Source organism: Lamprobacter sp. (assembly GCF_034860625.1).
Lineage (GTDB): Bacteria > Pseudomonadota > Gammaproteobacteria > Chromatiales > Chromatiaceae > Lamprobacter.
The window spans coordinates 26,011-38,582 of record NZ_JAYESN010000023.1 but is presented as its reverse complement, the minus strand read 5'-3'; the positions used below and the strand labels follow the sequence as shown (position 1 = coordinate 38,582).

Annotated in this window: 12 protein-coding genes; all 12 read left to right on the top strand. The window is 58.9% G+C overall.

What is annotated here, in order from left to right:
* Nucleotides 1–68 precede the first annotated feature (68 nt).
* Nucleotides 69–3,854: a DNA polymerase gene (locus VBE63_RS08375; protein WP_323682562.1), complete on the top strand. Its 3,786-nt coding sequence runs from the start codon at nt 69–71 to the stop codon at nt 3,852–3,854.
* A 79-nt stretch (nt 3,855–3,933) separates the two neighbouring features.
* Entirely contained in the window at nt 3,934–4,461 is a 528-nt protein-coding gene (locus VBE63_RS08370; RefSeq protein ID WP_323682561.1) for a hypothetical protein, read from the top strand.
* Nucleotides 4,462–5,181: a PD-(D/E)XK nuclease family protein gene (locus VBE63_RS08365; RefSeq protein ID WP_323682560.1), complete on the top strand. Its 720-nt coding sequence runs from the start codon at nt 4,462–4,464 to the stop codon at nt 5,179–5,181.
* Nucleotides 5,178–5,567 carry a hypothetical protein gene (locus VBE63_RS08360; protein ID WP_323682559.1) on the top strand — a complete coding sequence of 130 codons (390 nt, stop codon included), beginning with the start codon at nt 5,178–5,180 and terminating at the stop codon, nt 5,565–5,567. Before VBE63_RS08365 ends, VBE63_RS08360 begins: the two co-directional genes overlap by 4 nt.
* On the top strand, nt 5,551–5,841 hold the full coding sequence (locus tag VBE63_RS08355) for a VRR-NUC domain-containing protein (RefSeq protein ID WP_323682558.1): 291 nt from the start codon (nt 5,551–5,553) through the stop codon (nt 5,839–5,841). Before VBE63_RS08360 ends, VBE63_RS08355 begins: the two co-directional genes overlap by 17 nt.
* Entirely contained in the window at nt 5,838–7,376 is a 1,539-nt protein-coding gene (locus VBE63_RS08350; RefSeq protein ID WP_323682557.1) for a DEAD/DEAH box helicase, read from the top strand. The genes VBE63_RS08355 and VBE63_RS08350 overlap by 4 nt, the downstream gene beginning before the upstream one ends.
* A gap of 55 nt (nt 7,377–7,431) precedes the next feature.
* Complete coding sequence (locus VBE63_RS08345; protein ID WP_323682556.1) at nt 7,432–7,815, top strand: hypothetical protein; 384 nt, start codon at nt 7,432–7,434, stop codon at nt 7,813–7,815.
* A gap of 16 nt (nt 7,816–7,831) precedes the next feature.
* Entirely contained in the window at nt 7,832–8,812 is a 981-nt protein-coding gene (locus tag VBE63_RS08340; RefSeq protein WP_323682555.1) for a hypothetical protein, read from the top strand.
* A gap of 66 nt (nt 8,813–8,878) precedes the next feature.
* Nucleotides 8,879–9,199, top strand: coding sequence for a hypothetical protein (locus VBE63_RS08335; RefSeq protein WP_323682554.1), 321 nt, complete (start codon nt 8,879–8,881; stop codon nt 9,197–9,199).
* A complete protein-coding gene (locus VBE63_RS08330; RefSeq protein WP_323682553.1) occupies nt 9,199–12,099 on the top strand; it encodes a DUF927 domain-containing protein in 2,901 nt (966 codons plus the stop codon). The genes VBE63_RS08335 and VBE63_RS08330 overlap by 1 nt, the downstream gene beginning before the upstream one ends.
* Nucleotides 12,096–12,296, top strand: a complete 201-nt coding sequence (locus VBE63_RS08325) for a helix-turn-helix domain-containing protein (RefSeq protein ID WP_323682552.1) — start codon at nt 12,096–12,098, stop codon at nt 12,294–12,296. The genes VBE63_RS08330 and VBE63_RS08325 overlap by 4 nt, the downstream gene beginning before the upstream one ends.
* Entirely contained in the window at nt 12,289–12,540 is a 252-nt protein-coding gene (locus VBE63_RS08320; protein ID WP_323682551.1) for an HNH endonuclease signature motif containing protein, read from the top strand. Before VBE63_RS08325 ends, VBE63_RS08320 begins: the two co-directional genes overlap by 8 nt.
* Nucleotides 12,541–12,572: the final 32 nt, after the last annotated feature.

Here is a 12,572-nt window from a genome sequence, read left to right as displayed (position 1 = left end):
GTTAGCTTTAAGGGTTGACGCACCCGCAAAGTAAAGATATGATGACTAACAACTTCTAGGAGCAACGAATGATCAAGCACTTAGTCACACTTGACTTTGAGACGTACTGGGACAAGGACGTCACGCTGAGCAAGCTCACACCAATGCAATATCTTGATCACCCCGAGTTCGAGGTGATCTCTGTCGCACTCAAGGTCGACGACAAGCCGACCAAGGTCTTTTTCGGTGACGACGTCGGGAAGGCCATGCGGGCCATCCCCTGGGAGAAGTGCCTGATGGTCGGGCACAACTGTCTGACTCCAGACCACGAAGTCTTAACGCCCGACGGCTGGGTGCGTTTCGATCAGCTCGACGGCTCTGAGAAAATTGCTCAGTGGGACGCCAATACCGGAGCTGCCGAGTTCGTGTCCTACAAGCCTGTTAAGCGGCATCACGCGGGCAAAATGCTGAAGTACGACTCCAACTTCCATAAGGGCGTCTACACGCCAGATCACCGCATTTACTGGCAGCCTAGTGGTGGGGGAAGTGAATGGCGCGTGAGTACGGCAGCTGAGTTGGCAACGATGTCTCCCAATAGACCTTACGTGCCTTCGGCAGCTGACCGGCTGATCGGTTTCCACACAACAGATTTGACCACAGACGAAGCACGATTGCTGGAGGCTTTTCGAGCGGACGGAACGTGGACCGCTGGAGGTGCCATGCAGTTCGGATTCAAAAAAATGCGCAAGGTTCACAGGCTTACAGCGCTGCTGGACAGTATGGGTTTGAGGTACAGCTACGCTGCTCGCGCCGGCGTTCACTGCTTCCGTGTGAGTCGGAATCAGACAGCGGTGCATCGCATTAAGGCGTTGATTGGCAGCAAGAAAAAACTAAGCCAGTCTATTCTTACGATCCCCCCAGAAAGCCAGCGAGCTATTCTTGAGGAGACAAAGTATTGGGATGGCAGCGATTGGGGTGGCAAGACAAGCCACACTTTTAGTATGTGCGATTTAGAAACCGCCGAGTGGTTTCAGACTTTGGCCTGCCTCAATGGCCATGGCTTCAAGCACGCGGTTTCCGACATGACATCAAAGTGGGCAAAGCCTGGTCGCCAGGTCGCAGCGGGTACGATGCGAAAGCGGGGCCGAGTCAAAACTTTGTATCGACCTGAAGAGATTGACTACGACGGCTTCGTCTATTGTGTGGCGGTGCCCTCACAGGCTTTTCTTGTTAGGCGGGAGGGTGCGGTTTGGATTACCGGGAACTGCTCCGAGTTCGACGCGTTGATCGCCGCCTGGGTCTACGACGTCCGCCCAGCCGCGTGGGGCTGCACCCTGGCCATGGCTCGCCCACACTATGCCAAGGCTGTGGGAGGCTCACTGAAGGCGCTGGCTGAGCAATTCGGCCTGCAGGCCAAGGGGTCACTGGAGGCGACCAACACCAAGGGCAAGCACCTGGAAGACTTCTCGCCCGAGGAAGTCGAGGCCATGCGTGAGTACAACAAGCTCGACGTCGAGATCACCTATGAGCTGTTCAAGCGCTTGCGTCCGATGACCTCAAGCCGGGAAATGAAACTCATTGACATTACGACACGCATGTTCGTGGAGCCGCAGTTTCACCTCAACGAGGCGGCTCTGCAGATTGCCAAGGAGAGCGAGCAGAAGCGCCGGCTCCAAAGCCTGCAAGACCTCGCCGCCCGCCTGGGCGAGCCCGACATCCCCAGCGTGAAGAAGATGCTCGGGAGCGCCGCTAAGTTCAAAGACTTGCTCTGGGCGCAAGGTGTGGATTGCCCGATGAAGATCAGCCCGACGACAGGCAAGTCGATCCCCGCACTGGCCAAGACCGACAGGGGGATGGCTGATCTGCTGGAGCACCCCAACGAGTTGATCCGCCACGCGGCGGAGGTTCGCCTGGAGGTCAAGAGCACCCTGCTGGAGTCCCGCATCGCCTGGTTCCTAGACACGGTGCGCGCTGATGGGCGGATGCCGGTGCCTCTCAGATACTGCGGGGCGGATCAAACCTGGCGCTGGTCGGGCACGGCGGGGGGCAACTGTTTTGGTGGCGACACAGAAGTGCTAACACGCCAAGGCTGGCGACGCTTTGATGAATGGCGAGGAGAACCAATCATGCAGTGGTGGCCAGACGGCAGGCTGACGTTTGAAGAGACGCCCGGCTACTTAGCGAAGCCGCACGAGGGCGATGTTGTGGAGATTAACTCTCGGTTTGTATCAGGTGTTTTTACGCCTGACCACCGCTTCGTTTCTTGCCCGCCCACCAAGACCGGCATCAAGGAGCGAACGGCAGACTGGATTGCGACGCACAGCGGCTTGGACAACATCCCGCTTGGAGGTGTGTGGGAGGGGGCACCAAACAGCCTCTACTCTCCGGACGAGACCAGATTAATGGTTGCGATTGCGGCAGACGGCTATGTGGACAGCAGAGGAATGATCAACTTCGGCTTTCGCAAAGCACGAAAAGCGCAGCGGCTTCGCGACTTGCTGGTTCGTTGTGGTGTTAGTTTCTTCGAGCGTGAAAAGACGCCTCAACAGGGACACTCGGGTTCACAGCTTACGACGACGTTTCACTTTAGGGATTCCAGGTTTAGCAAAGGGTTAGGCCGGTGGCTTCTTCAGCTGTCGCAGGAGGCACTACTGGCCGCATCAGAGGAGATTATCCATTGGGATGGATGGAGCCACCACAATGGGGGTAGCCCCAATTTTTGCACCGCGAACCGCGAGGATGCTTTGTGGGCGGCGACGCTCTGGCATTTGACGGGGCACGCTTCGAGGGTGAGGGTCTACCCCCCACCGAAGGGCAGCAGTGCTAACTGCCAAGATCGCTGGGTACTGCACCGACGCGCATCGAAGCATACCTCAATCACTACAGCGACCGACGTCACCGTTCGCGAGTTTGTTGGGACTGTGTATTGTGCAAGTGTGGAGTCCAGCTACATTCTTGTTCGCCATAATGATGGAGTTTTTGTTTGCGGCCAGTGCCAGAACCTCCCTCGGATAGACCCCGACAACCCCAAACCCACCGACATCCTACGCAACTCCCTGATCGCACCACCTGGCTACAAGATCGTCGTGTCCGATCTCAGCGGCATCGAGCTGCGCGTGAACCACTTCCTGTGGAAAGTCCCGGAGTCCATGCGTCTCTATCAGGAGAACGCTCAGGCTGATCTCTACCGGGCCTATGCCGCCCGTGTCTACAACTGCAAGCCGGAGGAGGTCACCAAGGAGCAACGCCGCTACGCCAAGCTGTGCATGCTCTCATTGGGGTATCAGACGGGCTGGCAGAAGTTCCAAAACACCGCTCGCAACTCTGGGCTGCTCATGTCTGAGCAAGAAGCCAAGGAGGCGGTTTACGGCTGGCGGGATCACTTCTCTGAGATCGCCTCTGGCTGGAAGATTCTGCAGGACGCCATACCGGACATCGCTCGGGGCGAAAGCTACACCCTGGATTCGTGGGGTCTGTTCCAGACCGAGAAGCACGGCATCCGGTTCCTCCCCTACGACACCTTGATCCACTACCCCGGCCTGAAGCTGGAGGATGATGGCGGCTGGACGTACCAGAAGACGCCGCGTAAGCGCGCGCATCTCTTCGGCGGAAAAATGTGTGAGCAGTTGGTGAGTCACCTGAGCCGACAAGTGATGGTCGATGCGATTCTTAGCATCGCCAAGACCGATCTGGGGCGTCAGTACCCGTTGGCTCACACGGTTCACGACGAAATCATCTATGTTGTCAAGGAGGAGGACGCCGAGGAGATGTTCAAGCTCGTCAACACAACTCTGTCGACATCCCCGACCTGGTGGCCTGAGCTAGTCGTCTTCTCCGAGGGCGACGTCGCAGACTCTTACGGAGCCGCTAAGTAAGTTAGGCTTGACTTGTCTTGCTTGTAGACTACTCTATATAGGTTTGTCAAACCTTGTAGTTTAGTAAGTGAGACGAAGCATGACATTAGAAGCTAAGAAAGTCAGACAGGCCCTGAAGTTCCTACTACAGCAGGACAACTACAATGAGCTGAAGCAAGAGATATTCACCCTGGCCAAGACGCCGCATGGAGGGTTTCAGGACGACTACTTCGTCCTCGACCCCCTTGTGACGCTCGTGAGAGAGAAGCCCGTCGACGTGGTCGACGATGTGTTTGGTTTATGCGACCGCTACTATAGACGCCGTCACCCAGAAGATCGCAAGACTGCCTACCAGCGCCAGTACATGGCCGAGCGCCGGCGCCGGCTGAACACGGCCATCAAGATCAAGCAGCGCCTGGACCGGCGCCTGATGAGCGCCGAGGAGAAGGACGAGTTCCGCTCAGAGACCCAAGCCTGGTGGATGGTGGTGCAGGAAGAATGGCTTGTTGAGCGGGGAGGGACACGCTCGCCTGAGCTGGTTCAGCAGTTTTGGGATGAGATCGACGCGCAGCTGGAGGATGCGTTGAATGGTGACGAGCAAGCGGCTCGCAAGGTGTTAGGTGTATAAATGTCCAAACCGTTTGCGTGGAGTTACAGCTCCCTAACAGCGTTCGAGACCTGCCCTCGACGCTACTACGAGACGCGGGTCGCAAAGACCATCGTCGAGCCTCAAGGCGCTCCGCTGTTACTGGGTAACGCGGCCCACAAGTGCCTTGAGCTGCGTGTTTCGCGTGGAACACCGATCCCGAAATTGATCCAGGTCACAGCCACGGATGGCTCGACCGTCTCCCAGTCCTCAGAAGGCTGGGAAACTATGATAAAAGCCATTCTCAGTAAGGCAGACGACTCGACGGAGACCGTTGTCGAGCGTCAGATATGTCTTGATGATCGTTTCTGTGAGACAGACTGGTTTAGTAAGACAGCCTGGGTCCGTGGTGTCATCGACTTAGGCTTGATCAAGGAGACTAAGGCGCTGCTTGTTGACTGGAAGATAGGAAAGCGCCGACTCGACAGTGACCAACTCCAACTATTCTCCGCCTTGGCCATGCACGTCTGGCCAAAGCTAGAGCGAGTAGTGACAGGATTCGTCTGGCTGAAGAACAACGACGTCGACAAACAAGAATTTACCCGAGCCGACATCCCTGAGATTTGGGAGCGGTTTTTACCAAGGGTCAAACGCATGAAGCAAGCGTTTGACGCAAGCACCTGGCCAGAGCGTCCATCCGGACTATGCAAGCACTGGTGCCCTGTTACTACCTGCCCTCACAACGGAGGTTATGAATCGTGAATCTTGAGCACCCCTTCGACAGCATTCGTCGCCACACCGGGAAGACGGCACTCTCTCACTTGCCGACGAGCCAGCTTGTCTACCAGGCGCAGTGCAAGATCAGCCCGTCAACAAACCCCTTCATCGTCGAGACGGTGGATCGCTTGGAAGAAGCCGAAACGCATGTGGATGCGCTGTACCGGGAGATGGATGAGGTCGAGGACAAACTCAACTCCTTGCTACCACTGGTTGTAGAGATTCCCGGCTATGAAGACTCGCCCGTCTGCTGGGAAGCCGAGGCAACTGATGCGGGTTACAGCGAGCCCGCTGACAAGATTGACTTACTGCGGCGCTACTTGTTAGCGCTCCACGCCGCTATCTCCGAGAAATATGGCTACGACGCCTGAAGGCAAGGTCAAGCGGGCGATTGAGCAATGGCTCAAAGCCCGCAACGCCTATTACTACTTCCCCTCGCAGAACGGACGCGGGCGGGTCGGCATCCCTGACATCATTGCCTGCCTGCCACACCTCAACGGACGCCTGGTGGCGATCGAAGTCAAGGCCCCCGGCAAGCGCGCGAACACCACCGCCAACCAAGACCGAGAAATCCGTCAGATCAACCAGGCCGGAGGCACGGCCCTGGTGGTGGATGATGTCCAACAACTGGAGGTTCTTCTATGATCGTTCGCAAGGGCAAGGTGGTCCTACACCTTCGCCACCCTGAGAAAGTCACCAACATCATTCCCACATCCGGCACCATCGAGTACCAAGGCAAGACCCTGACGGTGGTGCCACATCGAACCCCCGAGTGCAGGCTGCTGCGCAACCTCGGCTTCGAGCCTCCCGATCCGATCGATTACTACTACGACTGGCCGATCCAGGGCGGGTGGCAGCCGTGGGAGCACCAGAAAGAGACCGCTCGTTTCCTGACACGCCACGCTCGGGCGTACTGCCTCAATGATTTGGGCACAGCAAAAACGCTCAGCTCACTGTGGGCGGCGGACTTCCTCCGTCAGGAAGGCGCTGTGGGGAAGATGCTCATCGTCGCGCCGCTCTCCACCGTCGAGCGCACCTGGGCCGATGAGGTGTTTTTCAACCTGCCTCATCTCAAGGCGGTCGTGTTGCACGGCACGAAACAGAAGCGCCTGGACCTGCTCAACAGTCAGGCCGACATCTACATCATTAACCATGATGGGGTAAAGGTTATTCTCGACGCGCTCACGGCGAACCGGTTCGGGCTCATCATCATCGACGAGCTGGCTCAGGCCGCACGCAACGCGGGCACCGAGCGCTGGAAAGCCTACCGCCGCCTGGTTGAAGGGGTGCCCTATGTGTGGGGGATGACCGGGACGCCGACACCCAACGAGCCGACAGATGCGTGGGCGCAATGCCGATTGATCACGCCAGAGACCGTCCCACAGTATTTCTCCCGATTCCGGGACCGGACCATGCAGCAGGCGACGCAGTACAAGTGGGTGGCACGACCGGAAGCCTCTCAGATTGTCCACGAAGCCATGCAGCCGGCGATCCGCTATGCCCGAGACGACTGCATCTCGCTACCCCCTGTGATGTACGAAAGCCGCGAGGCGGCGCTGACGACGGCTCAGGAGCGGATGTACAAGGAGATGCTGGTCAAGCTGCAGACCGAGTGGAAAGGCCAGGAGGTGACCGCTGTCAACGAGGGCGTCAAGGCTATGAAGCTGGTTCAGATCGCTTCGGGGGCGGTTCGTGGCGAGGAAGAGAGCATCATCCTGTGCCCACCCAAACACCGTCTGATTGCGCTGCGGGAGATCATCGAGGAGGCCAGCTCCAAGGTCATCGTGTTCTCACCGTTTCGCGCAGCGCTCGACCAGATCGTGGACATCTTCTCCAGGGGCTACTCTGTTGGCGTCATCCACGGTGGCGTCAGCAAGACCCAACGCGACGAGGTCTTCTCGGGGTTCCAGAAGCGCGACACCTACCAGCTGCTTGTCGCTCAGCCTGCGGCGATGTCGCACGGCCTCACCCTGACGGCAGCCTCAGTCATCGTCTGGTTCGCCCCGGTCACGTCCGCAGAAGTCTACGAGCAAGCCAATGCTCGAATCACTCGCCCTGGACAGAAGCACAGCCAGCTCATCGTCCACCTTCAAGGCACCACGCTGGAGCGGACCATGTACAGCCGCCTCAAGGCAAAGACTAACATGCAGGGGGTTTTGTTAGATATGTTCAAAAAATGAGGTTGACACGCCTATGATGTAAGTCTACACTGCACCTTAAATAACGGGGTTTGCTATGAATACGCATGATCTTATTGATCGCTACATCGCGATCCGAGACAAGAAAGAGGAGATTGCAGCCGAGCAAAAAGCCGTGATGGCGCGGATCAACAACGCGCTGTCCAAGATCGAGAAGTTGTTGATGGAGCAGCTGGAAAGCGCCGGGTCGGAATCCATCAAGACCTCAGCCGGAACCTGCTACCGCTCGATCCGAACCTCCGTCAAAGTCGAGGACCGGGACAAGTTCCTGGGTTATGTCCGTGAAAACGAGGCGTGGGGCTTGCTCGAATCCCGCGCCGCCAAGAAAGATGTCGAGACCTTCCTGGAAGAGCACCAAGACCTGCCACCGGGCGTGTCTGTCCATCGTGACGCCGTCGTCAATGTTCGACGCTCAAACTAACGCGTTAGGAGTCTATATGGCCACTCAAATCATCCCGTTCGATTCTGACAGCAAGCTGCCTGCCTACCTCAAGAAGTACGCCTCCAAGGTGTCCAACGAGGACTTGACTGAAGGCGTTGGCAGTAGTTTCCCCTTCCTGTCCATCAAGGGCAAGACCTGGACCGTGGTGCGCTCCAAGGAGGATCGCAAGATTCTGCGCAGCCGCCACGACCCGGACGAGGTGGCGAGCAATGTCGCCGTCGTCATCCTGCGGGCCTCCAAGCACCTGGGGCGGGTGTTCTACAAGGCGGGGTTCGAGGAGGGCAAGTCCGATCGCCCGGACTGCTTCTCGCATGACTCTGTCAAGCCGGATGCCTCTGTCGAGAGCCCTCAATCCAAGACCTGTGCGGCCTGCAAGCACGCTGTCTTCGTCCAGGGTAAGGGGCCGGCTTGCCGCCAGTCGCGCCGCCTGGCGGTGGCTCCGGTGGATGCGATCAACGACCCGATGCTGCTGCGGGTGCCTGCGGCGAGCCTGAAGAATCTCAACATCTACGGCAACGAGCTGGCCAAGCGCAATGTGCCCTATCACGTCGTCGTGACGAAGATTCAGTTCGACGCCGAAGAGGCGACGCCGAAGCTGCTGTTCAAGCCGCTCGGGTTCGTGCCAGAGGAGACGCTGGAAGAGATCGAGGAGGTCCGAGAGAGCAATCTCGTGGACCAAATCCTGGGCGTGACCGGCGAGGTCGAAGGTGAGCCGGCGCCGGAAGTCGACGATGACGAGGACGCCCCCAGCATCGAGGAGGTCGAGAAGGCGATCACACCGAAGGCCACACCGAAGGCCAAGGCGAAAGCCAAGCCCGAGCCCGAGGAGGAAGTCGAGGAGAAGCCGAAGGCCAAAGCCAAGGCGAAGCCTGAGCCCGAGGAGAGCGACGAGGAAGAAGTCGAGGAGAAGCCGAAGGCCAAGGCCAAGGCCGATGACGGCGGGCTGGACGGTCTCCTGGAGGGGTTTGACGACTAGCGGTTGACCCCGCGCAGTCCTGGGCAAGACGATAAAAGGCCCGCCCCTTCCCACCGGAGAACACTTATGAACACCAACGAACAGATGTGGAGCGCAGACCTGCTTCGACGCGCCGGCCTGGGGCCGCGCCATGTGGCTGTGCTGATGGACGTGCACCGCATGACCGCCGCTAAGTGGTTGACTGGACAGCACAATCCACACCACCTGCTGCAAGAGAGGGCCAATCGCCTGATGCGGGCGGTTCGTCTATCATTGGAGAACCACTCACTACCCATCGACAGAGACAAAGGGCTGCGCCCCTCCGAGATCGACGTCCGCGTGGTCGCGATGCTGTCCTCTCTGATGGAGGACGATAAGGAGGGCGAAGCCTTTGCTGAGGACCGCTAATGACCACGACAACCGAGTTCTTCCGCTCCGTTCTCCCCTCCACCGGCTGGCACTTTCTCACCCTCCCCAAGCCCCGCCGAGACGACCCTGAAAAAATTTGGTGGAAGCACGAGAGCGCGACCGATCTGGATGATCTCGCGCTCTTGGCGCGCACGGCCTCAAAGTCCAAGGAGGATGTCTACTTCGCGCTGGCCAGCTTCCACCAAGAAAGCTACGTCGACGAAGCTGGAAAGACCCACTGGCGAACGCACGAGAACGTCGACGAACTCAAAGCGTTCTGGCTCGATCTCGACTGCGGCCCAGACAAGCAGTACCCCGACCAAAAGGCCGCGTTCACCAGCCTCTACAACGGCTGCCAAGCCATCGGTATTCCCCTCCCGAGCTGGGTCGTGAGCAGTGGCAACGGGCTGCACGTCTACTGGAGCCTGCCCGACGCCCTGCCGGCCAAGGTGTGGAAGCGCTCAGCCTGCGCCCTGGAGACCTGCCTGGAGTGGGCGGGCGTCCACCCAGATGAGTCCAGGACCAAGGATATGTCCTCTGTACTGCGCGTGCCAGGGACGAAGAACTGGAAGGATAAGAGCAACCCCAAAGACGTCAAGATCGTTGAGCGTGTCTCACCCGGGGAGCCGATCGACCTGCAAGCCTTCCAGGCGGCGCTGAAAGCCACCCTCCAAGCGGAGGGGCTGATCGACAAAGCCGGGGCCAAGATGCGCGGCGGTAGGGCTCGGTCTCGCAGCCGTGTGGACAACAGCGATCTGACCGCCAACATCTATCCTGACTGCAACCCGGAGAAGATGGCCGATCGCTGCGCGGTGTTCGGCTCGATGCGCGACACCCAAGGCTCGCTGCAGGATGAACCCCTCTGGTATGCCGCGCTGGGTGTGCTCAGCCAAGACACGGTGATCAACGGCGAGGAGACGGCGAGAGCGTGGTCTGCGGGCTTCTCCGGGTTCGATGAGGCAGAGTTCGACAGCAAGTTTGCCCAGGCCCAGTCCGAGTTCCGTGGTCCCTCCACCTGCGAGAACTTCCGAGGCAAGTCGAACGGGCTCTGCGACGGCTGCGCCCTCAAGGTCACCTCACCCATCCAACTCGGGCACGATGTTGCCCATGCAGAGAAGGACCAGGCGGGCGAAGCGATCCCCCCCATGCTTCCCGGTATGGAGAAGGACTATGCCTTCGACCCGGTTCGGCGCGGGCTGTACCGCAAACACCCTGACCGCGAAGATGAGCTGTTCTGCTCAGCGTTTCCCCGGATTGCGGCGATCTTCCAGGACCAGGAGGGCGAGCACTGGGCGCGCGTGATCTCACGGGTTCGCCCCGGCGTCGATGAAGAAGCGGACATCCGCATCTCGGCGATCTCAGCCGGTGGCATCACACTCCAAACCGCGCTCGGTGGTCGTGCCGGCATCGTCAGTCACAACCCCAACGAACTCACACGCTATATGAAGACTTGGTACGACACCATGCGCCAGAACCAGGCGCTCGGCGAGCTGCTACGCCAGCAAGGCTGGCAGGCAGACGGCAGCTTCTTACTCGGCAAGGACCGCTTCTTCCGCAATGAGGCGGGCGAGGTGGTCGCAGAGATGGCCCCGCTGAACAAGGCCCTGCAGAAAAGCGCCCCAGCTCACGAGCCGCGTGGTGACTTGCAGACCAACATCGATCTGATCGACGAGCTGTACAACCGCCCCGGCATGGAAGCCTATCAGTTTGCGTTGTTAGCCTCGTTAGGTTCAGCGCTGATACCGTTAGTTCACGAAGGGTGGATTGGGGTTCCATTAGCCCTGTGGAGTCCGGTCTCGGGCACAGGAAAAACAACCGTCTGCAAGGTCGGGATGAGCCTGTGGGGCAACCCAAACGCCAACGGCCAGATGGCCTACTCGGAGGGCGCAACAGAGTACGCGCTCTACACCATGTTTGGGGAACGCCACCACATCCCGGCGATGGTCGATGAGACCACGAACTGGGACGCCAAGCGCACGTCGACCTTCCTCTATCAGGCCGCGTCCGGCTTGGCCAAGCTCCAAGGATCGGCAGACGGCGGGCTGCGCGACAACTCCACAAAGAACTGGCAGAGCATCATCTACACCACGGCCAACCGCTCCCTGATCTCGACCATGATCACCTCACTGGTCAACGCCGGCCCCATGATCGCTCGCGTGTTTGAGATTCGGATGCCCCCTGTCACGCTTGACCCGGGCGACCGACGCACCATCCACAAGCTGGAGAAGCATCACGGGCTGATCGGGCGCGAGTTCATCCAGTACATCGTCAAACACCGCGAGAAGGTCGAGGAGTCCATCGGCAAGCTCATCGAGCGCTTCCAGAAGTACGACAGCGCCACGGATGCGCGTTTCTGGATTCTCACGGCAGCGTGCACGATCTTTGCCGGTCTGATCGCCAAGAAGCTCGGCCTGGTGAACTTCGACATGCACGCCCTGGAGCGCTTTGCTCAGCGCCAGCTGAAGATACTGCGCGCCACCGTTGGAGAGAGCGATGAGGACGTCGAGAGTCGTTTCACCCGCATGATCTCCGAGCTGCTGCCGCAAACCCTCATCACAAACACCGACGAGCGCCCCTGCGTCGTCAATCCCGACTTCCCCGCCCCCAGGTACAAGGACATTATTGGCCGCTACCTGACCGACTCGAACACGCTCTACATCACCGTGAAGGCGGTTCGACGATGGTGCTCGGCGACGGGGGAGGACTACTCCGTGTTCCGTGATGCGGCGAAGGACTTAGGGTGTGTTACCAATATGTCAAAGGTGTATCGTCTAACAGCGGGCACAAAAATTGGTAATATGGGAGGCCAACGGTGTTGGGAGATCAAGCTGCCGGATGATTCGGCGCTCAGCGCACCCAACGAGACCAGCAACGTCACTCAGATGGACGCTTACAGATGATTAAAGAACTTACAGAGCGGTACGGGCTCACGATGACGGTTGATGATCTTGCGGACGTGCTCAAGATGAGCCCCAAAACCATCCGCAACTCGATCTCCTCGGAGCAATTCCCCATCCCCACCTACAAGATCGGGAGGCGACGCTTGGCAAAAACAGCGGATGTCGCCGCACGACTGGAGGAGCCAGCCCATGGCTAACGCAAGAGGGCCAAAACGCGCCTCCTACCAGAAAAAATACAACGCTCGACCCGCCGAGAAGGAGCGGCGGGCGGCGTTGGAGCGGGCACGCTACGACCGCTATGACAAGCAAGGCAAGCCTCGTCCAAAGGGCATTGACCTGGACCATACGGTGCCTGTGCGACAAGGTGGCAGCCACGCTAAGAGCAACCTCAAGCCCAAGAGTGCGAAAGCAAACAGAGGGTGGCGAGGCGACAAGAACTAACGGGTTGCATTATGTTATCTTTGTGTTAGTCT